Consider the following 26,400-nt stretch of genomic DNA (forward strand, 5'->3'; position numbering starts at 1 on the left):
ATTGGCGAGAGGTGCTCCCGGCCGCTGCCGGGAACTTCTGGCTTGTCGTTGTCACTCATGGTGTCCTCCGGCGGCGGTCGAGAAGGGCTGGGGTGTCATCTGCAGCACGCTCCTCACGTCCGGATCCGCGGGTCGAGGAAGGCATAGGCGATGTCAGCGATCATGTTCATGAGCACGGCCGCGGTGCCGGTCACGAGATAGAAGGCCATCACGGGACCGGGGTCGACCCGGTCCAGTCCCGACTCGAACATCGCGCCCATCCCGCTCCAACCAAATACCGACTCGGTCACCACGGCGCCACCGATGAGACCGGCGAAGTCGAAGGCCACGATGGTGGTGATCGGGATCAGGGCGTTGCGCAAGGCGTGCTTGGTGATGACCACCCGCTCGGAGAGCCCCTTGGAGCGAGCCGTCCGGACGTAGTCCTGGCGGATCGTCTCCAGCATGGAGGCGCGGGTGTAGCGGCTGTAGGCCGCCAGGGAGATGACCGTCAGCACGACGGTGGGCAGGATGAGCTGCACACCCCAGTCCCAGACTCCGGTCCAGAACGGACCCTCGAAGTTGGGCGCGCCGGACCCGATTGTCGAGATCGGTCGCGGCTTGCGCTCCAGGAAGGGACCCCAGTTGCGGAGCAGCTGGTCCAGTGCGGTCGCCCCTGCAAACGCGACAGCCGTCCCGATGGAGACCCAGATGGCGATGCCCTTGTCCCAGCCACCCCATAGCCAGCCGGACACGATGGCCACGGCGACGCCGATGGCGAGCATCAGCAGCAGGAGCGGATAGGTCGGCTCCTTGATCCAGGACTGGAAGACGAAGAAGCCGACGACCCCGACGGCGATCGTGGTCAGGGCGGCGTAGAGGATCTTGGGGTTCGTGCGGCCCACCGTGAGGTAGGTCAGGACCACAGCGGCGCCGACGGCTATGAGGATGATCAGGCCGAGGCCGAGAGCCGGCTGTCGCCACCAACCCACCGAGTCGAAGTAGAGCATGGCACCGATCGCGAAGACCGCCGACGCCGCACCGGTGATCAGCTTGCGTCGCAGGTCTCCGCCGAGCAGTGAGGCAAGGGTCACGCCGAACAGCAGCCCGATGATGATCGTGGCTGTGAGTGATATCCCTGGATCAGCTATCCAGTCGTTGAACCGGATGGCGCCGTACTCCTTGAGCAGCACGGCAACCCAGAAGACCGGCAGCGAGAAGAAGAGGAAGGAGGCAAAGGTCACCGCGTAGTCGAAGCCGGAGTACTGGCGGATCGCGGCCAGGATGCCCATCGAGATGCCGATGATGATGGCCAGCACCGTCGCGAGGGTGACCAGGCGAAGGGTGCTGGAGGCGGCACTCGTCAGAGCGGACTGGATGTCCCTCCCGGTCGAGTCCACGCCCAGGTCACAGTTGAGCGTGACGCACTTGGCGACGCCGACCGCCCACATCCAGTAGCGGACGTACCACGGCTCTTCGAGGTTCATGTTCCGGATCCGCGCTTCCATCTGCTGTGGAGCGGTGCGGTCGCGGCTCTCGCGGAGGTCTTCCAGGGGGTCACCGGAGAAGACGGTGATGAAGAACAGGAAGACTGATCCCAGCACGAGGATGAAGGCGGAGACGCCCAACCTGCGCAAGATGAATCTGAGCACGGAGTTTTCCCTTCGAGGTACTGGACGCTGCCAACGCCCGGGTCGTCAGAGCGTAACGTCGATGTCGTGGCGTGTCACCCGCTCCGACGCTTCTTCAGCCCCCGTGAGGCGCAGTGACGTCAGACGGACCGGTGGGGCGGGACTCTTCAGTCCCGCCCCACCGCTACTGCCCTTGCATCTGGTGTGGTGACCCGTAGGGGTCACCGTGACCGGTGAGTCACCGGCCGGTGCTCACCAGATCAGTCCGCACGCACCCACTGCTCGGCGTTCCAGGCCACACCGGTCTGGCTCGCGTTGTGGATCACGTTGTTGAGGCTCGAGTCGAACGCGATCACACCCGGGTGCGCAAACAACGGGATGCTGTGGAGGTCGTTCCACGCCTCGGTCTCGATGATCGTCAGCTGCTCCTGCTGGGCGTCCTCGTCCAGCGTGGTCGAGATGACCTGCCAGGCGGTGTCGGCCGGCTCGTTGACCCAGCCGCCGAAGTTGCCACCGGGGTTGTCAATCTCGTACCAGAAGGACGAACCGGTCACCGTGCCGGAGCCGGCCCAGGCGAACAGCGCGATCTCCCAGTCACCCGAGGAGAGAACGTCTCCCAGACCCGGAGCTGCCGCGTCGGTGATCTCGAAGCCGACCTGGTCGCAGGAGGCCTTGATCAGCGAAACCTCGCTGGTGCGGCGCTGGTTGCCCGCGCCGTAACCGATGCGGATCTCGGTGCCCTGCTCGAGCCCGGACTCCTCGAACTTGGCCTGGGCCTCCTCCAGGTTGACCTCGTCGTAACGACCGTCGTAGATCGTGCCGACATACTCCTCGTAGCCCGGCTGGAAGGGGAAGACCTCACGGGCGTTCATGACGACCGCTTCTTCGTTGATCGGCTTGATCAGGTTGTCGACGATCTGCTGACGGGGCACGCAGTAGGCGAAGGCCTCGCGAGCCGCCAGGCCACCTGCATCCTCGGCGAAGGGGCTGCCCTCGGCGAAGTTGTAGTCCAGGTGCTCGAACGTCATGTCGTTGCCGGTCTCCATCGTGACGGAGTCACCCAGCGCCTCGATCTGCTGGACCGTGTCGATGGTGGCCTGCGGCTCGATGATGTTGAGGTCACCGTTGCTGAGGGACTGGACGTGGGTCTGCGGCTCAGCAAAGCGGAACGTCAGGTTGGACGTCGCCGGCGGCGGGCCCCAGTAGACGTCGTTCGGGCCCAGCGTGATGTATTCGCCCGTGCGCCACTCCGCGCCCGCGGCCGCGTCGATGGTGTAGGGGCCGCTGGACTGCGCGATCATCGGGTCCGGGAGCGTGGCGTCCGGGGACAGCCAGATGGTGTTCCACTGCTCACCGAGCGCCTGGAGAGCCTCGACGTCTGCGTCCTGGATCGCGGTGACCATCTCCTCCGGCGTCATGCCGGCGGCCTCTGCCGCCACGTGGGAGGGGAACGCTCCGCCGACCGTGAGCTCGTAGTCGGGGTAGGGGTCCGGGTAGGTGATCGTGAACGTCTTGCCGTCCAGCTCGCCCTGCGGACCGTCCGGCACATAGGTGCCCCAGTCGGTGGCCACGTTGTCGAACGCCGGGACGAAGTCCTCGTCGTCCTCCGGCGCCGGCCCGAAGACGCTCTCCGGGTTCTGAGCAACCCACTCGAGCAGGAAGTCGTTGTAGGTGATCTGCGTGCCGTCCTCCCAGACCGCCTGGTCCGAGATGGTGTACTCGACGGTCAGGGGGTCCTCGGACGTGACCTCGTAGGTGCCGAAGTCCTCGTCAGGGTAGACGGTGCCGTCGGTGCCGTAGTACCAGAAGCTGGACGCCAGGCGCGAGGACACGACCGAGTTGTAGACCGAGTTGGTCGCGGCGGTCGCGGTGTTCAGACCTGCCCACTCGTCCGCGCCGACCGAGTAGAAGATGTTGCCTTCCTTGGTGGTGATCTCACCGAGGTCGGGCTTGGCCGTGTCGCCGCCAGCGGCGTCACCATCGGGAGCGTCCGTGGTGGAGTCCTCGGAGTCAGCCGGAGGAGCCGAAGCGTCCTCGCTGTCGCTCTCGGTCTCCTGGCTGTCGGGAGTGGTGGGGTCCTCGTCGTCGGTGCCGGACGTGCAGCCGGACAGCACCAGGGCTCCCGCGGCCACAATCGCCATGGTTGTGCGCCTGATCTTCAATGTTCCTCCTATTGAGCGGACACTGCCACAGGCGGGCGCCGGCCCCCATGGCCGACACCCGACAGCCTGCAACGCGCCGGGGTGTGCGACTGCCAAGTTATGCACTGTCGGGCCGATTACCAACCCAAGTCGCGCTAAGGTGACCCGATCGTTACCGACTTGATACGCAATCCGGTGGCGTCGTCAAGAGCCTCCTGCGCCCGCTGCGCGAGGGTCAGATGCCAAGGCGGACGGATCGTTTAGATGTCGAGGTCGGGCGGGTCCAACCGCACGAGCAGTCCCCCGCTCTCCTTGCGCAAGCTGCGGCCTGCCCTCAGGTCTCGCAGTGCGGTCGACAGCGCGGCACTGTCTGCGCGGCGCTCTCCCTGCTCAGCGACATCGCCGGCACCAGGAGGCCGCTCACGCACCACGAGACGAAGTTGCCCGCCCTCCTCTGCCGGGCCGCCGCTGACCGCCAGTGGGCCGAGGACCTCCAGCCGGGCGGCATACGGCTCACCCGTGAGGACCTGCTCCGCGGCGGCCACCGTTGCTGGCTCACCGGTGACCGAGGCGGCGCGGCGCGCCGGCGGGAGGCCGAGGACCAGGCGCTCCTCGACCTCACGCACCGCGAGCCAGATGGGGTCCCATCGCACCAGGGCCTCCACCGGCGGGAGGGTCGCGTGCGGTGGCACGCCGGCGAGCACCACCGTGGCGCCGGGACGGGTCAGGGCTGCGGCCGCCATCCAGCGTCGGAGCGCCTCGACGCCTGAGTCGAGGCCACCCCGGTCGAGCATGGCCCAGCCATCGAGCAGCAGCGTCGCCGCATAACCACCCGCCGCCACCGGCTCGGCACCCGGGGTGGCGACGACCACCGCTGGGCGGTCGTCCACCGCGGACAGCACCTGGCCCGCGCGAGACACGACAACCCGGACACCCGGGAAGGCACGTCCCACCTCCTCGGCGGTGCGCGCCTCCCCCACGACGCTGGACCTGCGGGCGGTGGCTCCGCAATGTCGGCACGGCCGGCCGGCATCGGGCCTGGCGCACCAGGCGCACTCTGCCGCACCAGCTGCTCGGCCCACCCGCAGCGGTCCCGAGCAGTGGGCGCACCGGACCGGGGTGCGACAGTCCTCGCAGCTGAGCGCCACCAGGTAGCCGCGGCGCGGCACCTGCACCAGAACCGGTCCGGTCACCAGGCCCTCCTTGACCGCACGCCAGGCCACGCTCGGCAGCCGCGCGGTCGCTGCGCCCGCATCACGCTCGCTCTGGTGGCCCTCGCCGGCCACGATGACGCGCGGCCTCGTCGCCGTCAGCGCGACCGCCGAGCCGGGCACCTCACGCAGAGGACCGTCGCGCACCCAGGCCTGCACCTGCGGCGTGCGCGCGTAGCCTCCGACGAGCAGCCCAGCGCCACTGAGGCTGGCGCGGCGACGCAGGATCTCGCGCACGTGCGGATAGGGAGCCCGGGGCTCCTGCAGGTTGTCGTCCCCGTCGTCCCACCAGGCGAGCAGACCGAGGTCCTGCACCGGCGCAAACGCTGCTGACCGTGAGCCGATCACGATGTGGGTGTGGCCGCGCAGCACGCGGAGCCAGGCGGAGTAGCGCTGCTCAGGGCCTAGGTCGGCCGTGAGGCGGACGTAGGAGTCAGCGCCCAGTGCCGCATCGAGTGCCGCCGCCAAGCGGTCGAGGTCACGGTGGTCCGGTGTCACCACGATCGCACCACGCCCTGACGCGCGGGCAGCCACCACGGCAGTGGCCAGCGCGGCGGGCCACCCCTGAGCAGATCCGGCGTCAGGCAGCGCGGTCCACGCCGCTGCCGGGGCCTCCCCCATCGCGATCCGGCGCAACATCGCGGCCCCGGCCGGGTAGTCCTCCCACCCGCTCAGCACCAGGGACGGGTGCCCGGATGACGGAGTCGTCACCCCCTCGTCTTCCGCCGGCGGTCGACGGGCCGGGGTTGCCTTCTCGGCCCGCGCATGGCGAGGCGGGACGGCTAGTCGCAGCACGTCCGCGAGGGTGCCGGCGTAGTGGTCGGCCAGCTCGCGGCACAGACGGGCCAGGTGCGGAGTGAGGACCACCTCGTCCGACACCACCTTGAGCAGCGGAGTCAGCCGCCCGGTGTGCTCTGCCGTGTCCTTGCGTGCCAGCACGAACCCGTCGACCGGTCGGCCGGCGAAACGGACCCGGACCCGGACACCGGGCTGCGCGGCCTGCGCGAGCGTGGCTGGCACGGAGTATTCAAACGGACGGTCCAGGTGCGCCAGGTGGCTGTCCACCGCCACCTCCGCCACCGGGTCGGTCGCGGCCACCTCATCAGCGGTCCCCGAGCGCTGCGGGCCGGCGGGCGGGGAGGCGGGCACGGACAGGCCCGCCAGGGTCGGTTGGCTCTCCTGGCTCGGGGGACCCTCCTGGTCACCAGACATGGCTCAGACCGCCGGACCGGAGGCAGTCAGACCGCGGCCTGCAGGTCCTCGATGCGGTTGGTCTGCTCCCAGGTGAACGGCCGTTCCACCCCTTCAGCGACACTGCGCCCGAAGTGGCCGTAGGCCGCGGTCGCCTGGTAGATCGGGCGCAGGAGGTCCAGCTCCTCGACGATGGCGGCCGGGCGCAGGTCGAACACCTTGGTGATCGCGTCCTGGATGCGCTCGACGGGACGGGTCTGCGTCCCGAACGTCTCGACATACAGACCCACCGGGGTTGCCGTCCCGATGGCATAGGCCACCTGGATCTCGCACCGACCGGCCAGGCCTGCAGCCACGACGTTCTTAGCGACCCAGCGCAGCGCGTAGGCAGCCGAGCGGTCGACCTTGGACGGGTCCTTGCCCGAGAACGCACCTCCACCGTGCCGCGCCATGCCGCCGTAGGTGTCCACGATGATCTTGCGTCCGGTCAGGCCGGCGTCGCCCATGGGCCCGCCGATGACGAACTTGCCCGTCGGGTTGATCAGCAGCCGGTGGTTGGAGGTGTCCAGGTGCAGCCCGTTGTCACGGGCCCGGGCCAGGACCGGCTCGATGACCCGTGCCCGGACGTCGGGCTCGAGCTGGTCGCGCAGGCCGATGCCGTCGGCGTGCTGGGTCGACAGCACGATGGTGTCGAGGCGGACGGCGCGGTCGCCGTCATACTCGATCGTGACCTGGGTCTTGCCGTCGGGGCGCAGGTAGTCCAGCTCGTTGCTCTTGCGCACGGCGGTCAGCTGCTCAGCGAGCCGGTGCGCGAGCCAGATCGGCAACGGCATGAGCTCGGGGGTGTCGTTGCAGGCATAGCCGAACATCAGGCCCTGGTCGCCCGCGCCGAGCAGGTCATAGCGGTCGGCCGAGGCGTTCTCACGCTGCTCGTAGGCCGAGTCCACTCCCATCGCGATGTCCTCGGACTGTGCACCGATGGAGACCTGCACCCCGCACGTGCGCCCGTCGAAGCCCTTGTGCGAGTTGTCGTAGCCGATGTTGAGGATCGTCTGACGCACGATGCCCGGGATCTCGGCGTAGCCCGAGGTGCGCACCTCGCCTGCCACGTGCACCAGCCCGGTGGTCACCAGCGTCTCCACCGCCACGCGGGACTCGGGGTCCTGGCGCAGCAGCTCGTCCAGGATGCCGTCACTGATCTGGTCGCAGATCTTGTCAGGGTGCCCCTCGGTGACGGACTCGGACGTGAAAAGACGTGCCACAGAGGGCCTCCTCTAGGGATTCAGCGGCTGCTGATGGAACGGCGGCAGTCTACTGTCCGGCACCGACACCAGGGACGGCAGTCCACAGCTGGACGACCTCGTCCCACACCGCTGCGGCGATGACCGTCTTGCTCGCCGGACCGACGGTGCGGGCCTCGTCCTGCCCGGGACGCAACAGGTGGACCAGGGAGTCGTCCTTGCCGAACGTGACGTCCCGGCCGACCTCGTTGGCCACTAGGAGGTCGCAGCCCTTGCGCTCCAGCTTGGCCCGCGCGTGCGTCAGGACATCGCCGGAGTCATCGCCCGTCTCCGCCGCGAAGCCGACGATCAGGGGCGTGCGCCCGGTGCCCCGGTCAGCCACGAGCCCGGCCAGGATGTCCGGGTTGCGCACCAGCTCCACGCTGGGGGCGGCGTCCTCCTGACCGGGTCCGTGCGTCTTCTTGATCTTGTTGTCCTGGTAGGCACGTGGACGGAAGTCGGCCACGGCCGCCGCCATCACGATGACATCGACCCCGGGCAGCGCCTCGCGCACGGCGTCCTGCAGCTCCAGCGCTGTCTCGATCTCGACGACGTCGACCCCCGGGGGCACCGGCAGTGAGGCGTTGGCCGAGACCAGCGTGACGCGGGCACCCCGGGCCGCGGCGACGGCCGCCAGCGCGTAGCCCTGCTTGCCCGAGGACCGGTTGCCCAGAAAACGGACCGGGTCAAGGGGCTCACGGGTGCCCCCGGCGCTCACCAGGACGTGACGTCCCGTCAGGTCGGCAGGGGGCCCATCGGGGGGCAGGGCACCAGAAGCAGCGACGCCAGGGCTAGCGACGCCATGGCCAGCGACGCACTCGAGGGCTGCGGCAAAGATCGCCTCCGGCTCCGGGAGTCGTCCCGGCCCGGTGTCCGCCCCGGTGAGCCGGCCGGCGGCAGGGTCGAGCACGTGCACCCCCCGCTCGCGTAGCAGGCTGACGTTGGCCTGGGTCGCGGGGTGGGTCCACATCTCAGTGTGCATCGCCGGGGCCATCAGCACCGGGCAACGGGCCGTCAGGAGTGTGTTGGTGAGCAGGTCGTCAGCCTGGCCCGTCGCGGCCCGGGCGAGCAGGTCCGCCGTGGCCGGGGCGACCGCCACGAGGTCTGCCTCCTGGCCGAGGCGCACGTGCGGGACCTCGTGGACCGAGCTCCAGACATCGGTGGCAACCGGGCGGCCCGAGAGCGCCGCCCACGTGGGCTCTCCCACGAACCGCAGCGCGGCCGCTGTGGGGACCACCGTGACCTCGTGCCCGGCCTCGGTGAGCAGCCGCAGCAACAGGGCGGCCTTGTAGGCGGCGATGCCACCGCTGACTCCGAGCACGACTCTCATCTGGACAACTCCCTCAGGGCGCCGGGCGGGGGTGGGTCGTGTGGCTGGGTCAGCTCTCCGGGCTGGAGGTGTGCAGCTTGCTCTGGTTGATCTCGTGCAGCGCGATGGACAGCGCCTTGTCGGTCATCTCCGACTCGACCAGCGGCCCGACATACTCCAGCAGTCCCTCGGAGAGCTGGGAGTAGTAGGCGTTGATCTGGCGGGCACGCTTGGCGGCATAGATCACGAGGGCGTACTTGGAGTCCGCGTGCTGGAGGAGATCGTCGATGGGCGGGTTGGTGATGCCGTCCGGGTGGGCAAGAGTGCCAATCACGTCAGGGTTGTCCTCGTCGTCTCGGGGCGCGCACCTGCCCCGGAGGAGGTTTCCTCGGGGCGTGGTGAGCGGGGGTCAAACATCAATGATACGAGTTCTTCGCCCGCGCGTGAAACCTCGTCGTTCATGATCACCGCGTCGAACTCGGGCGCCGCGCTGAGTTCGGCGCGTGCCGTCTGGAGCCGGACCTGCTGCTCGGCCGCCGTCTCGGTGCCTCGGCCTGTCAGCCGGTCCACCAGGTCCTCCCACGTCGGCGGGGCCAGGAACACGAAGAACGCCTCGGGCATCGCCTCGCGCACCTGGCGCGCTCCCGCCAGGTCGATCTCCAGCAACGCGGGACGTCCTTGCGCCAGAGCACGCTCCACGGGACCCCGCGGCGTGCCGTACTTGGCGCGCCCGTGGACCACGGCCCACTCCAGGAACTCACCCGCCGACCGCAGCCGGTCAAACTCCTGGTCGTCCACGAAGTGGTAGTGCACGCCGTCGACCTCACCGGGCCGGGGCTGGCGAGTGGTCATCGACACCGACAGCCAGACCTGCGGATGGTGTCGGCGGATGTAGGCGGCCAGAGTGCCCTTGCCGACCGCCGTGGGGCCGGCGAGGACAACCAGTCGGGAGGAGGATGGGTCCGGGTGCTGCTCCCGCTCCGGGTGCCCCGTGCCCTCCGGGGCGCGTGTCAAGGGAGAATCAGCCCTCGTTGAAGCGCTCGAGCAGGTCGCGCATCTGGTTGGTGCCGAGCCCACGGACGCGCCGGCTCTCGGAGATGCCGACCTCCTCCATGATCTGGCGGGCGCGCACCCGCCCGACGCCGGGCATCGACTCCAGGAGTGCTGAGACCTTCATCTTGCCGACGATGTCGCTCTCCTTGCCCTCGGCGAGGACCTCCGCCAGGGACCCCTGCGCGTTCTTCAGACGGTTCTTGACGGCAGCACGCTCACGACGCGCGACCGCCGCCTTCGCCAGGGCGTCAGCTCGCTGCTCGGGTGTCAGCTGGGGAAGTGCCACGGTTGCTCCTTCATCGGTGTTCACAAGTGGGTCCTACGTGACAGCGGCGCACCGGTGCGTGCGTCGTCATCATCCTGCTTCCTGCTGCTGGCTCCTGGGCCGGAGATCGCTCGTGTGAGCATCCTCCCTGATCCGGTTGCCAGGAACTGTCACGACATGGGTACACCCTGCCAATCCTGCGTCAGGTCCACAACTTCGCGGTCAGTTCGGCAGTCAGCTGGAGCGCTGCCTCCCGGATCCGCTCAGGGCCTGGACCGGTGCCGAGGATACCCCTGCTCACTGGCACGAGCACACGACGTTCCACCCCCGCGAAGGTGGTGGCCAGGTCCTGCGCCGTAGCACCCTGCGCACCGACGCCAGGCGCGAGCACGATGCCGTGGGCGCCCACGAGGTCCAGGCCCAGCCGTCGCGGCCAGTCGCCGACGGTCGCTCCCACGACGATGCCGACGTCACCCGTCACCTCGGCCCCCGCGTTGAGGCGGGCCACCTCCTCCAGCACGGTCCGCGCGACCGACGGCTCCCCCGCGTGCTGGACCGGCGCGGCCTCCGGGTTGGAGGTCAGGACCAGGACGAAGATCCCGCGACCGCTGGCACCAGCCAGCTCGACCGCCGGGGCCAGCGCCCCCACCCCGAGGTAGGGCGTGACCGTGATGGCGTCGGCCGCCAGCGGGGCACCCTCACCCAGGTAGGCCTCGGCATACGCGCCCATCGTCGAGCCGATGTCGCCACGTTTGACATCCAGCACGCTGATGGTCCCGGCTGACCGCAGGTCGGCCAGGAGCCGTTCCAGCACCGCGACCCCGGCGGCTCCATGACGCTCGAAGAAGGCCGACTGCGGTTTGACGGCAGCCACCCGCCCGCCGACCGCCTCGAGGACGATGTCGCAGAAGCGGGCCAGCCCCTCGCCGGAGTCCGGCAGGCCCCACCGCTGTAGAAGCTCGGGGTGCGGGTCGACGCCCACGCACAACGGACCGTGGGTCTGCATCGCGGCGACCAGCCGCGGGCCGAGACGGACGGGGTCACCAGACATGTGGTCCTCCGGGTTCGAGAGGGTGGGAGCCGTCGGGCGGCTCGGGAGGGTTGGACGGATCGGGAGAGTCGGGCGGCTCGGCGTCAGCGGGTGAGCGGATCTGCGCCGAGAGTGCGTCATGGACCCGCCAGAGGAGCTCAGGATCGGCGAGGATGCCGGAGCCGAGCTGCACCCCGTCGGCGCCGCCCGCCCGGACTGCCAGGGCGCTCCGGACGTCATGCACGCCACCGACCGCCACGAGCGGCACGTCGGGGACGCGGGCGGTCCTGACCGCGTCGCGGAGGCACGTCACGAGCCCGAGCGTGATCGGGACGACCGCTGGTCCGACCAGATGGTGGCCGGGGGCCAGGGCCGGCACGCTGCCACTGAGCACCAGGGCTCGGGCGCCACCACCCACCGCGGCCCGCGCGGTGGCCACGGGATCGGGACACTCTCCGCCGAGCTTGGCCAGGAGGAGCAGATCCCTCGGCAGCTGCTCACGGGCCGCCGCGAGGAGCTTGAGGCAGGCCTGGGGGTCGACCGACCAGGGATCCAGCATTGGCGCCTCGGGCAGTCCGGCGACCGCGGGGCGCGTCGCTGCTCGGGGTGCGCCCAGGTCGATCTCCACACCGACCACTGAGACGAAGTCGAGGGAGCGACTCAGTCGCTGCAGGCTCTGCGTCACCGCGCCCACCGTGCTGCCGCGCACGGCACACACGACACGCAGGTTGCGGGCGTGGAGCCAGGGCAGCACGGTCTCAGCAACGTGCTCCACGGACAGCACAGGAGCGGGTTCGTGGACCAGGCCCGAGGGCGTCGCCACGAGCCGCGGTGCAGGCTCGGCGTCACCGGTCAGCCCGACCGGCCCGATGAGGACAGCGTCGAGAGAAGTGAGATCACCGAAACGGGCCAGCTCGGCTCCGGTGCCGCCACAGCCGGCGGCCGCGGTGACCAGAGGCACCGGCGCCCTCACGGAAGCCTCTCCCAATCCACGAGGTCCCCGCGCAGCACCGGTCCGTCGAAGCAGGGACGGCTCCGCTCCCCGCGCCGGTGCCCGGCCGCCAACGGCAGGTCACACCCTCCGCACAACCCGTGCCCGCAGATACCGACGGCACCGACCTCCACGCCCGTGACCTGACTGACCCTGACCAACTGGCTGGCCACGCGAGCGACCGTGCGGGACAGGGAGACCGGCCCCACGGCATACAGCACGGAGGCTGCGGTGCGGTCGGTCAGATCGGCGACGACGGCAGCAACGGCCCGGGGCTCGGTGAGGACGACACCGTCGGCGGAGCGGCGGGCCTGCACCAGGTCAACATGCTGGTCGGGATCCTCCGCGCACGAGACGAGGTGCGCTGCGCAGCCGACGGCCCTGAGCCGCTCGGTCAGCCAGCGCCCCACCGCACCGGCGGCGCCCTGCGTCACGACCACCGCGGTCACCGGCGTGGTCGGCATGCCGAACCCACGACCGAGCGGGCCGCGCACGGCCAGGACGTCACCAGGCTCGGGAAGCGGCCCCTCCTCGTCGGGGTTCTCTGCCACGACCAGCTCAAGGGTGCTGCCGAAGCCGACCTCGCTGTGCTCGCCGGTGATCCACCAGGTCCTGGGCAGGACGCGGTCTGCCCGGCCAGGTGGCACGGTGACGAACTGGCCCGGACGCGCGGGAGCCGCGATGGCCGGCACCACGATCGACAGCTGCCGGTAGGCACCCAGCGGCCTGGTCGCCACCACCTCCCCGGCCCGTCGGGCCCCCACCGGAGCCGTCATGCCTGCGCGGTCTCCACAGCGGGTTGGCCGAACAGGTCGAGCTGAGCGGCGTGCTCCTGCAGGGATGCGACCTCCATCGACCCGGCCCCGGCGGCCTCGATGCCCAGGACCGCCGCGCCCAGCTGCTGGACAGTGGTGATGATCGGCCGGTCGAGGCTGGTGGTGGCAGCGCGGATCGCATAGCCATCGGCCCGGGCATCCCGACCGGACGGGGTGTTGATCACCATGTCGATGACACCGGAGCTGATCATCTCCACGATCGTGGGCTCACCGGAGGGTCCGCGGCCCTGACTGTGCTTGCGCACCACCTCAGCCGGGATCCCGTTGCGCCGCAACACATCAGCGGTGCCCGAGGTCGCGACCACCGTGAAGCCGAGATCCGCGAGTCGCTTCACCGGGAAGATCATCGAGCGCTTGTCGCGGTTGGAGACGGAGACGAAGACCGTGCCCGACAGCGGCAGGCTCGAACCGGCCCGCAGCTGGCTCTTGGCGAACGCCGTGCCGTAGTCGGCCGCGATCCCCATCACCTCACCCGTCGAGCGCATCTCCGGACCCAGGATCGAGTCCACCGCCTGGCCGGTCTGGGTGCGGAAGCGCCGGAACGGCAGGATGGCCTCCTTGACCGACACGGGCGCGTGCTCGGGCAGGTTGCCGCCGTCGCGGTGGCGCGGCAGCACTCCCTCGTCGCGCAGCTCGGCGATCGTCGAGCCCAGCATCACCCGGGCAGCGGCCCGCGCCAACTGCACACCGGTCGCCTTGGCCACGAACGGGACCGTGCGGCTGGCGCGCGGGTTGGCCTCCAGGACATAGAGCACGTCCTGCGCCAGGGCGAACTGCACGTTGATCAGGCCGAGCACCCCGATCGCCTCCGCGAGCTTGCGGGTGGCCGCGCGGACCCGGGCCATCTCTTCTCGACCCAGCGTGGTCGGGGGCAGGACGCAGGCCGAGTCACCGGAGTGGATCCCGGCCTCCTCGATGTGCTCCATGATGCCGCCGACATAGAGGTCATGACCGTCATACAGCGCATCGACGTCGATCTCGATGGCCTCGTCGAGGAACCGGTCGACCAGCACCGGATGCTCCGGCGCGGCCGTCGTGGCACGGGTGACGTAGGTGATCAGCGACTCGTCGTCATAGACGATCTCCATGCCACGGCCGCCGAGCACGTAGGAGGGACGCACGAGGACGGGGTAGCCGATCTCCTCGGCCACCACCAGCGCCTCCTCCGCGGAGTATGCCGTGCCGTGCCGTGGTGCGACCAGGCCCGTCTCCTGCAGCACCCGGCCAAACGCGCCCCGGTCCTCGGCCAGGTCGATCGCCTCTGGTGAGGTGCCCACGATCGGCACCCCCTCGGCCTTCAGCGCGGCGGCTAGCGCCAGCGGTGTCTGCCCGCCGAGCTGGACGATGACGCCGGCCACGGGACCGGCCTGCCGCTCGGCGTGGACGACCTCCAGGACGTCCTCGAGGGTCAGCGGCTCGAAGTAGAGCCGGCTGGAGGTGTCGTAGTCGGTGGAGACCGTCTCCGGGTTGCAGTTGACCATCACGGTGTCGAAGCCGCGCGCGCGCAGGGCCAGCGAGGCGTGCACGCAGGAGTAGTCGAACTCGATGCCCTGCCCGATCCGGTTGGGACCAGAACCCAGGATGATGACGGCGGGCCGCTCGCGCGGGGCCACCTCGGTCTCGGAGTCATAGCTGGAGTAGTGGTAGGGCGTGGTCGCCGCGAACTCACCGGCACAGGTGTCGACCGTCTTGTAGACCGGTCGGACCCCGAGTGCCTGCCGCACACCGCGCACGACCGGCTCGGGGGTGCCGGTGATCTCGGCGATCTGGGCGTCGGAGAAACCGTGCCGCTTGGCCCGGCGCAGCAGGTGCGGGGTCAACCGTCCGGACGGCCCGGCCGCCGCATCGGCGAGCTCGTCCGCGATCTGGTTGATCAGGGCGATCTGGTCCAGGAACCACGGGTCGATCCCGGTCGCCTCGTGCGCCTGCTCGACGCTGACCCCGCCGCGCAGGGCCTGCTGCACGAGGATGATCCGGCCGTCGGTCGGCGTGGCCGCCTCGTCGATCAGCGCCTGGGCCATCTCCGGGGTCGGTGCCTCCTCACGCCGCCAGTGGAACGAGGAGTTCTTGCGCTCGACCGAGCGCAGCGCCTTCTGCAGCGCCTCGGTGAAGTTGCGCCCGATGGACATCGCCTCACCCACCGACTTCATGGTGGTGGTCAGCGTCGCGTCGGCCGCTGGGAACTTCTCAAACGCGAACCGCGGGACCTTGACCACGACATAGTCCAGGCTGGGCTCAAAAGCCGCGGAGTAAAAGTCGCGGGCGCCGGAGGCGTGGTGGGGGGCACTCGGGGGGCGAAGCCCCCCGAGCGAGGTGATGTCGTTGGGCACCTCGTCCAACGTGTATCCCAGGGCCATGCGTGCCGCGATCTTGGCGATCGGGAAGCCCGTGGCCTTGGACGCGAGTGCGGAGGAGCGCGAGACCCGGGGGTTCATCTCGATGACGATGATGCGCCCGTCCTGCGGGTTGACCGCGAACTGGATGTTGCAGCCACCCGTGTCCACGCCGACCTCGCGGATGACCGCGATGCCGATGTCGCGCAGCTTCTGGAACTCCCGGTCGGTCAGGGTCATCGCGGGTGCCACGGTGATCGAGTCGCCCGTGTGCACCCCCATGGGGTCCAGGTTCTCGATCGAGCAGACGACCACCACGTTGTCGGCGTGGTCGCGCATGAGCTCCAGCTCATACTCCTTCCACCCCATGATGGACTCCTCGAGGAGGACCTCCGTGGTGGGGCTGTCCTGCAGGCCGGCACCGGCGATCTGCCGAAGCGACTCCTCGTCGAACGCGAAGCCGGAGCCGAGGCCTCCCATCGTGAAGGAGGGGCGCACGACCAACGGGTAGCCGAGCTCCTCGGCCGCCGCCAGACACTCCTCCATGGTGTGCGCGATGATCGAGCGCGCGCTCTCGGCGCCGCACCGCTCCACCACCCCCTTGAAGGCCTGTCGGTCCTCACCGAGCTGGATCGCCTCGACGTTGGCCCCGATCAGTGGGCAGCGGTAGCGCTCCAGCACCCCCGACTCGTGCAGCGCGATCGCGGTGTTCAGCGCGGTCTGTCCCCCGAGCGTGGCCAGGACCGCGTCCGGGCGCTCCTTGGCGATGATCGTCTCCACGATCTCGGGGGTGATCGGCTCGACATAGGTCGCGTCCGCGACGTCGGGGTCGGTCATGATCGTCGCGGGGTTGGAGTTGACCAGGATGACGCGCACGCCCTCCTCGCGCAGCACGCGGCAGGCCTGGGTGCCGGAGTAGTCGAACTCCGCCGCCTGACCGATGACGATCGGGCCGGAGCCGATCACCAGCACGCTCTTGATGAACTCATCCCTGGGCATCGCGGGCCTCCTGCATCAGCTCTGAGAACCTGTCGAACAGGTAGGTCGCATCGTGCGGGCCGGCCGCCGCCTCGGGGTGGTACTGCACCGAGAAGGCGGGCCGGTCCTGGCACTGCAGCCCCTCCACGACGTCGTCGTTGAGGGCCACGTGGGACACCCGGACCGAGCCGTATGCCGTGTCGACCGGGTGGGTGGTGTCGCCACCGGGCCAGGCGATGGCGAACCCGTGGTTGTGGCTGGTCACCTCGACCTTGCCGGTCGTGCGGTCCAGGACCGGTTGGTTCATGCCGCGGTGCCCGAAGGGCAGCTTGTAGGTGTCGAGCCCGAGCGCCCGCCCCAGCAGCTGGTTGCCGAAACAGATGCCGAAGAACGGGATCCGCGCGCCCAGCACGCTGCGCAACAGCTCGATCTCACTCTCGGCGGTGGCCGGGTCACCCGGCCCGTTGGAGAAGAAGACGCCGTCCGGTCTGAGCTCACGGATCCGGTCGAAGCCGGTGTCCGCGGGCAGCACGTGCACGCGGATCCCACGCTCGGCCAGCTGGCTCGGGGTGGCCCCCTTGATGCCCAGGTCCAGCGCCGCCACGGTGAAGCGGTGCGCGCCCACGGGCTCCACGACATACTCCTCGCGGGTGGTCACCTCCCCGGCCAGCGCGGACCCCGCCATCTGGGGCGCGGCGTGCACCTTGGCGAGCAGCTGCTGGGTGGGCTCGAGGGCGACCGGACCGGAGAAGATCCCGGCCCGCATCGCGCCGCGCTCGCGCAGGTGAAGCGTCAGGGCGCGGGTGTCGACCCCAGAGATCCCGACGACCCCGTGCTCGGCCAGGGCGGTCTGCAGGTCACCCTGCGCGCGCCAGTTGGACGGCCGGATGGCGGGATCCCGGACCACAAACCCAGCGACCCAGATGCGCTGGCTCTCCATGTCGGCGGCGTTGACCCCGGTGTTGCCGATGTGCGGTGCCGTCATGACGACGACCTGGCGGTGATAGCTCGGGTCGGTCAGCGTCTCCTGGTAGCCGGTCATGCCGGTGTTGAAGACCGCCTCACCGACCGTCTCACCGGTGGCGCCGTAGGACTCCCCCTCGAAGACGCGCCCGTCCTCAAGGACCAGCACGGCCGGCGTGGTCAGCTCGCTCATGCCTGCGCTCCCCACACGAGTCCCTCACGGGCCGTGACGCGGCCGCGAAGCATCGTCAGGTGCACCCCGCCGACCAGCTCGCGCCCGTGCCACGGGTTGTTGCGCGAGAGGGACTTGGAGTTTGCGGCGTCGACGGTGACCTTGCGGTCCGGGTCGACGAGGGTGAGGTTGGCAGGTGCGCCCACGGTCAGTCCCTGTCCCTGGTCGGTGAGGCGTGCGATGCGCGCCGGGTCGGTCGACATGGTGCGGGCGACGTCCGCCCAAGTCATGCGTCCCTGCGCCACCATGACCGTGCTGATGACCGACAGCGCGGTCTCCAGGCCCAGCATGCCGAAGGCGGCGTCGGTGAAGGCGTGCTCCTTGTCCTGGCGGACGTGGGGGGCATGGTCGGTGGCGACGATGTCGATCGTGCCGTCGGCCAGTGCCTCGCGCAGCGCCTCGACATCCTCCTGCGGGCGCAGGGGCGGGTTGACCTTGAAGACCGTGTCGTATGTCGTCAGCAGGTCCGTGGTCAGCAGCAGGTGGTGCGGGGTCACCTCGGCGGTGGCGTCGATGCCCTGTGCCTTGGCCCAGCGGAGCACCTCGACGCTTCCGGCGGTCGAGACGTGCGCGACGTGGACGCGTGAGCCGGTGTGCCGGGCCAGCATCACGTCACGGGCGACGATCGACTCCTCGGCCACTCCGGGCCATCCTGGCAGCCCGAGCCGGCCGGAGAGCTCCCCCTCGTGGCAGCACGCGGTGGGGCCTGCCAGGCTCGGGTCCTGGGAGTGCTGGGAGATCACGCCGTCGAAGGAGCGGATGTATTCCAGCGCCCGGCGCATCACCCGCGCGTCGTGGACGCACTTGCCGTCGTCGGAGAAGACCCGCACCCGGGCGCGCGAGCGGGCCATCAGCCCGAGCTCGGCGAGCTCCTCACCGGCCAGGGCCTTGGTGACCGCGCCGACGGGGTGCACATCGACATAGCCGGCGCGCTGCCCGAGGTCCCAGATCCGCTCGGCAGACTCGGCGGTGTCAGTGACGGGGCTGGTGTTGGCCATCGCCAGCACGGCGGTGAACCCGCCCGCAGCTGCCGCCTGCGACCCGGTCTCGATCGTCTCGGAGTCCTCGCGGCCGGGCTCACGCAGGTGGGTGTGCAGGTCGACCAGGCCGGGCAGAGCCACCAGGCCCTCGGCGTGGTAGCGCTGGGCTCCCTCGGGCGCCTGGTCGCCGGCGTCGGGGCCCGCGGCAGCGATCCTGCCGTCGATCACCAGGAGGTCTCCGGCGCCCGCACCGGCCAGGTCGGCCCCGGTGATCAGCAGCGGGGAGCCGGTGGAGAGTGACTCAGTGTTCGGACGGGTCTCGGCGCTCATGCGGCGCTCCCTTCGCCGGACTGCGCACCGGACGACTCGCCCGCGAGCAGGTGATAGAGGATCGACATGCGGACTGCTACTCCCGCGGAGACCTGGTCGAGCACCAGGGACTGCGCGGCGTCCGCGGCATCCCCGGAGATCTCCAGCCCGCGGTTCATCGGGCCCGGGTGGCAGATCACCGCGTGGTCCGGCAGGAGGGCCAACCGGTCCTTGGTGAGGCCGTAGGTGACGGCATACTCCCGGGCCGTGGGGAAGAACCCGCCGGACATCCGTTCCCGCTGGACCCGCAGCATCATCACCGCGTCCACAGCGGGGAGCACCGCATCCAGGTCGTGCGAGATCTCGAGACCGTCGTGGGCCGACCACGCGCCGATGCCGGCGGGCATCAAGGTGGCGGGGGCCACCAGGGTGACCTTCGCGCCGAGCTTCTGCAGGCACAGCACGTTCGACCGGAAGACCCGCGAGTGGGTCAGGTCGCCGACCAGCGCCACGTGCCTGCCCTCGAGGTCGCCGAGTCGCTGGCGCATCGTGTAGGCGTCGAGCAGGGCCTGGCTGGGGTGCTCGTGCATGCCGTCGCCGGCGTTGACGATCGAGCACCTGGTCCATCGGGCGATCTGGGCGGGGGCGCCTGAGGCCATGTGACGGATGATCATCATGTCCACCCCCATCGCGTCGATCGTCTTCACCGTGTCGCGCAGGGACTCTCCCTTGGACACCGAGGTGCCCTTGCCGGTCAGGTTGATGGTGTCCGCGGAGAGCCACTTGCCGGCGAGCTCGAACGAGCTGCGGGTGCGGGTGGAGTCCTCGAAGAAGAAGTTGATGATGGTGCGGCCGCGCAGCGTCGGGAGCTTCTTGACGTCGCGGTGCTGGACCTCGTGCATGCTGACGGCGGTGTCGAGGATCTCGAGGATCTCCTCGCGGGACAGGTCAGCGATCGAGAGCAGGTGTTTCACCGGGCCTCGACCTCCGGCGTGGAGATGACGACTTCGTCGACCCCGTCGGTCTCGGTCAGGCGCACGGAGACCCGCTCGGCCTGGGCGGTCGGCAGGTTCTTGCCGACATAGTCGGCGCGGATCGGCAGTTCGCGGTGACCTCGGTCGACGAGGACTGCGAGGCGGACTGCGCGGGGCCGGCCGAGGTCGGCAAGGCTGTCCAGCGCGGCGCGCACGGTGCGGCCGGAGTAGAGCACGTCGTCCACCAGGACGACGACCTTGCCGTCGACTCCGCCGTCAGGCACCTGGCTGCGTTCCATCGCGCGGACGGGCTGGGAGCGCAGGTCGTCGCGATACATCGTGATGTCCAGGGTGCCAACCGGGATGTCGACGCCCTCCACCTCATGCAGGGCGGTGGCCAGCCGATGGGCCAGGGGCGCGCCGCGGGTGGGGATCCCCATCAGGACCAGGTCCTGGCTCCCCTTGTTGCCCTCGAGGATCTCGTGGGCGATGCGACGCAGTGCTCGGGCGATTTCTGACTGGGCCAGCACCACCCGTCCACCGGTGTCGTCGGTCGGTCCGCCGGAAGTGCTCACGGGGCCTTGGTCACGGGCAGGGCGCATGGCCCACTCCTTCCCCGCCTCACTGGACGGTGGTTAAAGGATCTGTCGGTGGTGTGGCCCCAACACTACGCCGCCCCTTCCCGACCGACGCACCGGGGCGCTTAACAGCCGGGTCTGCAGCCCCAACCTGCTCGCGGTCGTCAGATTGTTGCCCATAGGCTGGCTATCGTGCCTTGGACGTTCAGCAGCGGAGACTCGGGAGGGTCCTCATGAGGTTTTCACGCACGTTGACACCGGACGCGGCATGCCACTGATGGCCGCGAAGGGCTCTGTCTGTAGGGGCTATGCGGCCCTAGCGGTGGCCACGGTCCTTGGTCTCACTGCCTGCTCGCCCACCGTGCCTGTTTCCCACTCGCCCACATCTGTCGCAGCTGCAGCGACCGAAACGGACAGGGTGCGGCCAAGCACCGGGACGCCTGGTGGGACCGAAGACTCGGCGCCGACCACACCACAGGTGGCACCAGGGCCGGAACCTGGGCAGTGGTGCGAGGTGCCGCTGCCTCAGGCCTGGCGGGACGCGTTGAGCGCACCACGCGGGGCCGACCAGGACCTCTTTGCGACGTTGTTGTCGGTCCATGATGACGGTTCCCGGGCGGACGCTCAGTACGAGACCGCCGTGCCGGTCGAGCAGGGTGTCGTGCTGGTGTGGACCTCTGCCAACGGCGAACAGGTGGAGGTCATGGACCTCAGCGACACCCCTGGTCAGCAGGTCGTGGGCGCCTCATTCGACGGACGCTACCTGGCCTTCTCGGTCTATGAGAACGAGGAATTGTTCTCCAGCCCCTGGACGGGGTTCATCTGGGACAGCGTGGAGCGTGGCGAGGCAACACAGATTGCTGCCAGCCCGCGCGAGGACTACCCGGACGGGGCTCCAGGCGCACTGCCCCTGATGTACCCCCTCATGAACGATGGGATTGCCTACTGGCTGGAGTCCGATCCCACCGAAGAGGAGCGGGACTTCCGCGCGCTCAAGAGTTACGACGTCGGCACGGGCCAGACCGAAACCTTGGCTCGAGGGCCATTCGACAAGCCGAGACTCTTCGGCGACTCCCTGCTTGTCGGGTCCTGGCCCTCAGAGGGACGAGCCCAGGTCATCCAGGTCCCCATCGGGGCGAACGTGCCAGACCTCCCGGCTGAGTTACTTGCCTCAGAAGGGCTCAGCGAGTTTGTCGCGAGCGGAGAGTCTCTGGCGTGGGTGACCAGCCGGTCAACCGTGTTCCTCTACGATCCCGACCGGGGAGCCGTGGAGACGATCACCGGACCCGGCACCGCGATGGCGGGACAGGTCTGGGAGGTCGGCACGCTCACCCTCAACGGGGACGTGCTCACGCTCTACGGCCAGGACTCGGAACACGAGTTTCACCAATACGTCTACGACTCCCGTAGTGGCAGCTTCACCAGCCCCGCACCGTTGGGGTCAAGTGATTTCCACGCTCATCCCGGACACCTGTCGTTGCACCACGCGGACGCGCAGGAGGAACGCCTTGAAGGGCGGGCCGTCGTCCTGCCGATAGATGAGGTGCCGCCCCTACCGGACTGCGAAAAGAGCATCGACTGACCGCAGCGCCGCCACCACATTCCGTCAGGCGATGGTGGCCTTGACATCAGCGACGCGAGCGAGGAGCCCATTGACGAACTTGGGCGACTCGTCGGTCGACATACCCTGGACCAGCGCGATCGCCTCGCTGATCGCGACCGGATCGGGCACCTCGTCGTTCCAGACGATCTCCCAGGTCGCGACGCGCAGGGCGGCGCGGTCGACCGCCGGCATCCGGTCCAGCTGCCACCCCTGGCTGTAGGTCTCCAGGACCTCGTTGATCTCGCCCCAGTGAGCCAGGACGCCCTCCACGACGGTCACGGTGTAGTCCGGGAGCGGGTGCTGAGTCGTCGGTTTCGCGACCCGGTCAGCGAGGAGCTGGCCGACGTTGAGACCACGGGCCTCCGCCTCGAACAGGATCTCCAGGGCTCGCTTGCGCGCCTTGGTGCGTGCTGCCACGAAAGGGTCAGTTCACGCGGCCGAGGTAGGACCCGTCACGGGTGTCCACCTTGACCTTGGTGCCAGCCTCGAGGAACAGCGGCACCTGGATCTCGGCACCGGTCTCGAGGGTCGCGGGCTTGGTGCCACCGGTGGAACGGTCACCCTGCAGACCCGGGTCCGTGTGGGTGATCTCCATGACCACGCTCGGTGGCAGCTCGACATACAGCACCGCACCCTCGTGCTGGGCGATCATCGCCTGACCGTTCTCCAGCAGGTAGTCCCTGGCGCTGCCCATGATGTCTGGGGACACCGGGACCTGCTCGAAGGTCTTCTGGTCCATGAAGATGAAGTCGGTGCCGTCGTTGTAGAGGTACTCCATGTCGCTGCGGTCGACCGTGGCGGTCTCGACCTTGGTGCCAGCGTTGAAGGTCTTGTCGATGATCTTGCCCGACGTCACGTTCTTGAGCTTGGTGCGCACGAACGCCGGACCCTTGCCGGGCTTGACGTGCTGGAACTCCAGCACCTGCCACAGCCCCTTGTCCATGTCCAGGACCATGCCGTTCTTCAGGTCGTTCGTGGTTGCCACAGTGTCTCTTTCGGTATGTCGTGTGTGCCGCTCCGGCGCACGGGTGCACTCAGGTGGGGCACCAGTGAGGGCTCGGGATCGTCGGCCAGTTTAACCGCTGCACGCCCGCAGGCGCTAATGATCAGTCGGCGAGTGCCCGCAGCGCCAGCAGGTAGGAGCCGGCACCGAAGCCGGCGATCGTCCCGGTGGCAGAGCGCCCCACCACCGAGGTGTGCCGGAATGTCTCCCGTGCCGCCGGGTTGGATAGATGCACCTCGACCAGCCGCGAGCCCACCCCCACGAGGTGCGCGCAGGCGTCGCCCACGGCATACGAGTAATGCGTAAAGGCCGCCGGGTTCAGGACGACGTCCCAGCCCGCTGCGGCCGCCTCGTGCAGCCAGCCCACCAGCTCGGCCTCGTCGTCAGTCTGTCGACAGGTGACGTCCAGCCCCAGCCGCTCCCCCTCCCCCACGACCTGCGACTCCAGCTCGACCAGCGTCAGGGTCCCGTAGATCTCCGGCTCGCGACTGCCTAGCGCAGCCAGGTTGGGACCGCTGAGGACCAGGACACGTGGGGACACGCGCCCATCGTATGCGGCTCACTGACAGTCCGTATGCGGCAGAGTGGCGGGCATGACGTGGAAGACGGCGATCGGACTCCCCGCGGCCGGACTGGTCGCCCTGGCCACCCATGACCTGCTGCAACGCAAGCACGCGATCCTGCGTACTTTCCCGGTGATCGGGCACGCGCGCTACCTCCTGGAGAAGATCGGCCCAGAGCTGCGGCAGTACATCGTGACCGACAACGACGAGGAGCGACCCTTCAGCCGGGACCAGCGGCGCTTCATCTATGCCAGCTCCAAGCTGGAGAACCCCTACTTCGGTTTCGGGTCCGACAACGACATCGAGCATGCCGAGGGGTATGCCGTGGTGAAGCACCGCACGTTCGCCGACGTCTCCCCCAGCACGCTGCCGCACAGCGGTGAGCGGGACGTGGTGCCGTGCGCGAAGGTCATGGGGGCCGCGCGCGGCCGGCGGCACGCCTTCCGGCCGCAGTCGGTGATCAACGTCTCCGCCATGAGTTTCGGCTCGCTCTCCGGACCGGCGGTCGAGGCCCTCAACCGGGGCTGCGCGGTGGCCGGCGTGCTGCACAACACCGGCGAGGGCGGCATCGCCAGGCACCACCGGCACGGTGCAGACCTCATCTTCCAGATCGGCACGGCCTATTTTGGCTGCCGGGACGAGGACGGCGCCTTCAGCCTCGACAAGCTCAAGGCGCTGGTCGCCTCGGCGCCGGTCCGCGCGATCGAGGTCAAGCTGAGTCAGGGTGCCAAGCCCGGGCTGGGCGGCATGCTGCCCCAGGCCAAGATCAGTGACGAGATCGCCGACATCCGGGGCATCCGCAAGGACCGCGACTGCGCCAGCCCCTCGCGGCACGCCGAGTTCGACGACGTCGACAGCATGCTCGACTGGATCGAGATGCTGGCCACCGAGACCGGGCTGCCGGTCGGGATCAAGTCGGCGGTCGGTGACCTGGCCTTCTGGGAGGAGCTGGCCGAGCAGATGGCCACCACGCAGCGGGGCGTCGACTTCATCGCGATCGACGGGGGCGAGGGCGGCACCGGCGCAGCCCCGCTGAGCTTCGCCGACTCGGTCTCACTGCCGTTCCGACTCGGCTTCCCGCGGGTCTACCGGATCTTTGCCCAACGCGGCCTGACCGACCAGATCGTGTTCATCGGCGCCGGCAAGCTGGGCCTGCCCGACAACGCCGCCGTCGCGTTCGCCCTGGGGGCGGACCTGGTCTATGTGGCCCGCGAGGCGATGTTCGCCATCGGCTGCATCCAGGCGCAGCGATGCCACGACGACCACTGCCCCACCGGTGTCGCCACCCAGAACCCTTGGCTCACGCGTGGCATCGACGTGCCACTGAAGTCGGAGCGGACCGCCAACTACCTGCGTGCCTGGCGGCGCGAGATGCTCAAGCTGGCCGAGGCCTGCGGCGTGGTCCATCCTGCGCTCCTGGACCCCGATGACGTCGAGATCCTGCTCGGCAACCGGGCCGCGACACCGCTGCGCGAGGTCGCCGGCTATGAACCGGGCTGGGCGCTGCCCTCGCCCGAGCAGCAGGAGGAGGTCCGCCGACTCATGCTGCCCGCCTCCCGCGGCGGCAGCGCCCCGAGGTCGGTGACGGCTCGATGAGCTCCGCTGTCCCGCTCACCGACCGGAAGTGGACCGCGTCCCTGACCGACCCGGACCTGCCCGTGCTGACCGACCTGCTGACCGACCAGGTCCCTGGCCCGTTGGCCGCGGCAGTCGCGGCCGCTGACGGGGTGGTCACGGCTGTCGCGGTGAGCCAGGTGACCTGGTGGCCAGGACGCAGCGCAACGGTCTCCTGGGACACGGTCGTGGAGGGCGGACCACTGGCCGGGCGCGCGACCTATGTCGGCACGACCCAAGACCCGCCCGAGGGGGCGGTGGTCGTGGGGGACGGCGAGGAACGGGTCACGATCTGGCGTGTTCCGCACGACCCGTTCCTGCCTGCCCTGCCGACGGCCCTGCAGCCCGAGGTCGCGGCCGACGTCATCTCCTCACTGGGCGGCACGATCGCCAACCCCAGCACCCGTCTGCGCGCCTATCGCCCGACCCGCCGGGCTGTCATCGAGGTCACCGGCGAGGGCCACCGGGTCTATCTGAAGCTGGTGAAGCCGCGTCGGCTGCACTCCCTCCACCAGCGTCACCTCGACCTCACCGGGGTGCTGCCGGTGCCCGAGCCACTGGGCATCAACGAGGAGCTCGGCCTCCTGGCGATGCGCAGCATGACCGGCGCGACGTTGCGCGCCGTCCTCGAGGACGGGACGGGGCCGCTGCCGCACCCAGAGGTGGTGACCGGCCTGCCCGGCACACTGCCAGCCCTGTCCGGTGCCGCGACAGTCCACTCGGCTGTCGAGGCGGTCCCACGGATGGTCGAGCTGTTGACCAGGTTGCTGCCCATGGAGGCTGACCGCATCCACCGCATCGCCGAGGGCATCGGGCCCGACGACGTCGCCGACCGGGTGCCCGCTCACGGTGACTACCACGAGGCCCAGCTGCTCATCGAGGACGGCCGGGTCAGCGGGATCCTCGATGTGGACACTCTCGGCGTGGCCCGCCCGGGAGATGACCCGGGCACCATGCTGGGTCACCTGGCGGTCTGGCACACGATGTCGAGCCAGCCGGACCGGGTCGCGGCCTATGCCAGCGCACTGCAGGAGATCTGGGAGTCCCGGCTCGACCCCGTCGACCTGCGGCTGCGGGCCGCCGCCCGGATCGTAGGCCTGGCGGCCGGTCCGTTCCGGGTGCAGCAGCAGGGGTGGCCCATCGAGACCTCCCGCCGACTGGCGCTCGCGGAGCACTGGGTGGAGTCGGCTCGCGCCCTCTGATGCGGCCTCGAGGTCGAGGCGGCCCTGAATGCACCGTGCCGTTGTCGCCACCCTCGTCGTCCTCGCCACCGTCGTCCTCGTCACCGTCGTCGTCCTCGTCACCGCCCTCGCCGTCGGGCAGGCCGGTTCAAACGTCATGCGTTCTCGGTGT

At 69.6% G+C, this 26,400-nt stretch carries 22 protein-coding genes; 3 read left to right on the top strand and 19 right to left on the bottom strand.

The window, feature by feature from the left end; translation table 11 throughout:
• Nucleotides 1–113: 113 nt before the first annotated feature.
• The 16 genes from NF557_RS09865 to pyrR all read right to left on the bottom strand — a co-directional run bounded on the left by NF557_RS09865 (nt 114) and on the right by pyrR (nt 20,288).
• A complete protein-coding gene (locus NF557_RS09865; protein ID WP_252619065.1) occupies nt 114–1,631 on the bottom strand; it encodes an ABC transporter permease in 1,518 nt (505 codons plus the stop codon).
• Nucleotides 1,632–1,870: 239 nt separating this feature from the next.
• On the bottom strand, nt 1,871–3,751 hold the full coding sequence (locus tag NF557_RS09870; protein WP_252619066.1) for an ABC transporter substrate-binding protein: 1,881 nt from the start codon (nt 3,749–3,751) through the stop codon (nt 1,871–1,873).
• A 260-nt stretch (nt 3,752–4,011) separates the two neighbouring features.
• Nucleotides 4,012–6,174: a primosomal protein N' family DNA-binding protein gene (locus NF557_RS09875; protein WP_252619068.1), complete on the bottom strand. Its 2,163-nt coding sequence runs from the start codon at nt 6,172–6,174 to the stop codon at nt 4,012–4,014.
• A gap of 26 nt (nt 6,175–6,200) precedes the next feature.
• Nucleotides 6,201–7,415 (bottom strand): methionine adenosyltransferase, encoded by a 1,215-nt coding sequence (gene metK / locus NF557_RS09880; protein WP_252619070.1) that lies wholly within the window; start codon nt 7,413–7,415, stop codon nt 6,201–6,203.
• 49 nt (nt 7,416–7,464) lie between these two features.
• Nucleotides 7,465–8,763 carry a bifunctional phosphopantothenoylcysteine decarboxylase/phosphopantothenate--cysteine ligase CoaBC gene (gene coaBC / locus NF557_RS09885; RefSeq protein ID WP_252619072.1) on the bottom strand — a complete coding sequence of 433 codons (1,299 nt, stop codon included), beginning with the start codon at nt 8,761–8,763 and terminating at the stop codon, nt 7,465–7,467.
• A gap of 49 nt (nt 8,764–8,812) precedes the next feature.
• Nucleotides 8,813–9,076 carry a DNA-directed RNA polymerase subunit omega gene (gene rpoZ, locus NF557_RS09890; RefSeq protein WP_269762038.1) on the bottom strand — a complete coding sequence of 88 codons (264 nt, stop codon included), beginning with the start codon at nt 9,074–9,076 and terminating at the stop codon, nt 8,813–8,815.
• Nucleotides 9,073–9,756, bottom strand: coding sequence for a guanylate kinase (gene gmk, locus NF557_RS09895; protein ID WP_370584177.1), 684 nt, complete (start codon nt 9,754–9,756; stop codon nt 9,073–9,075). The genes rpoZ and gmk overlap by 4 nt, the downstream gene beginning before the upstream one ends.
• Nucleotides 9,757–9,763: 7 nt before the next feature.
• Nucleotides 9,764–10,081, bottom strand: a complete 318-nt coding sequence (gene mihF / locus NF557_RS09900) for an integration host factor, actinobacterial type (protein ID WP_252619073.1) — start codon at nt 10,079–10,081, stop codon at nt 9,764–9,766.
• A gap of 181 nt (nt 10,082–10,262) precedes the next feature.
• Nucleotides 10,263–11,111, bottom strand: coding sequence for an orotidine-5'-phosphate decarboxylase (gene pyrF / locus NF557_RS09905; protein WP_252619074.1), 849 nt, complete (start codon nt 11,109–11,111; stop codon nt 10,263–10,265).
• The gene (locus tag NF557_RS09910; protein ID WP_252619075.1) at nt 11,101–12,051 is read right to left on the bottom strand and encodes a beta/alpha barrel domain-containing protein; all 951 of its coding nucleotides are present in this window, start codon (nt 12,049–12,051) and stop codon (nt 11,101–11,103) included. The genes pyrF and NF557_RS09910 overlap by 11 nt, the downstream gene beginning before the upstream one ends.
• 8 nt (nt 12,052–12,059) lie before the next feature.
• Nucleotides 12,060–12,857, bottom strand: coding sequence for an iron-sulfur cluster-binding protein (locus NF557_RS09915; protein WP_252619076.1), 798 nt, complete (start codon nt 12,855–12,857; stop codon nt 12,060–12,062).
• Nucleotides 12,854–16,249: a carbamoyl-phosphate synthase large subunit gene (gene carB / locus NF557_RS09920; RefSeq protein WP_252619077.1), complete on the bottom strand. Its 3,396-nt coding sequence runs from the start codon at nt 16,247–16,249 to the stop codon at nt 12,854–12,856. Before carB ends, NF557_RS09915 begins: the two co-directional genes overlap by 4 nt.
• Nucleotides 16,236–17,384: a glutamine-hydrolyzing carbamoyl-phosphate synthase small subunit gene (carA, locus tag NF557_RS09925; RefSeq protein WP_252619078.1), complete on the bottom strand. Its 1,149-nt coding sequence runs from the start codon at nt 17,382–17,384 to the stop codon at nt 16,236–16,238. Before carA ends, carB begins: the two co-directional genes overlap by 14 nt.
• A complete protein-coding gene (locus NF557_RS09930; protein WP_252619079.1) occupies nt 17,381–18,733 on the bottom strand; it encodes a dihydroorotase in 1,353 nt (450 codons plus the stop codon). Before NF557_RS09930 ends, carA begins: the two co-directional genes overlap by 4 nt.
• Nucleotides 18,730–19,686, bottom strand: a complete 957-nt coding sequence (locus tag NF557_RS09935) for an aspartate carbamoyltransferase catalytic subunit (RefSeq protein ID WP_252619080.1) — start codon at nt 19,684–19,686, stop codon at nt 18,730–18,732. The genes NF557_RS09930 and NF557_RS09935 overlap by 4 nt, the downstream gene beginning before the upstream one ends.
• A complete protein-coding gene (gene pyrR, locus NF557_RS09940; RefSeq protein WP_252619084.1) occupies nt 19,683–20,288 on the bottom strand; it encodes a bifunctional pyr operon transcriptional regulator/uracil phosphoribosyltransferase PyrR in 606 nt (201 codons plus the stop codon). The genes NF557_RS09935 and pyrR overlap by 4 nt, the downstream gene beginning before the upstream one ends.
• A 520-nt stretch (nt 20,289–20,808) precedes the next feature.
• On the opposite strand from pyrR, the gene NF557_RS09945 reads away from it, so the two are divergent.
• The gene (locus NF557_RS09945) at nt 20,809–21,846 is read left to right on the top strand and encodes a hypothetical protein (RefSeq protein WP_252619086.1); all 1,038 of its coding nucleotides are present in this window, start codon (nt 20,809–20,811) and stop codon (nt 21,844–21,846) included.
• Nucleotides 21,847–21,870: 24 nt separating this feature from the next.
• Here the strand turns inward: NF557_RS09945 and nusB are convergent, their stop codons facing one another.
• The 3 genes from nusB to NF557_RS09960 form a co-directional block, all read right to left on the bottom strand.
• Nucleotides 21,871–22,284 (bottom strand): transcription antitermination factor NusB, encoded by a 414-nt coding sequence (gene nusB / locus NF557_RS09950; protein ID WP_252619087.1) that lies wholly within the window; start codon nt 22,282–22,284, stop codon nt 21,871–21,873.
• 7 nt (nt 22,285–22,291) lie between these two features.
• On the bottom strand, nt 22,292–22,852 hold the full coding sequence (gene efp, locus NF557_RS09955; protein ID WP_252619088.1) for an elongation factor P: 561 nt from the start codon (nt 22,850–22,852) through the stop codon (nt 22,292–22,294).
• Between the two features lie 121 nt (nt 22,853–22,973).
• Complete coding sequence (locus NF557_RS09960; protein WP_252619090.1) at nt 22,974–23,411, bottom strand: type II 3-dehydroquinate dehydratase; 438 nt, start codon at nt 23,409–23,411, stop codon at nt 22,974–22,976.
• A gap of 52 nt (nt 23,412–23,463) precedes the next feature.
• Between NF557_RS09960 and NF557_RS09965 the strand changes: the two genes are divergently transcribed.
• Entirely contained in the window at nt 23,464–25,029 is a 1,566-nt protein-coding gene (locus tag NF557_RS09965; protein ID WP_252619092.1) for an FMN-binding glutamate synthase family protein, read from the top strand.
• Nucleotides 25,026–26,249 (top strand): phosphotransferase, encoded by a 1,224-nt coding sequence (locus NF557_RS09970; protein WP_252619094.1) that lies wholly within the window; start codon nt 25,026–25,028, stop codon nt 26,247–26,249. The genes NF557_RS09965 and NF557_RS09970 overlap by 4 nt, the downstream gene beginning before the upstream one ends.
• The last annotated feature ends 151 nt before the right edge of the window (nt 26,250–26,400 follow it).

Source organism: Ornithinimicrobium cryptoxanthini, assembly GCF_023923205.1.
Classification (GTDB): domain Bacteria; phylum Actinomycetota; class Actinomycetes; order Actinomycetales; family Dermatophilaceae; genus Ornithinicoccus; species Ornithinicoccus cryptoxanthini.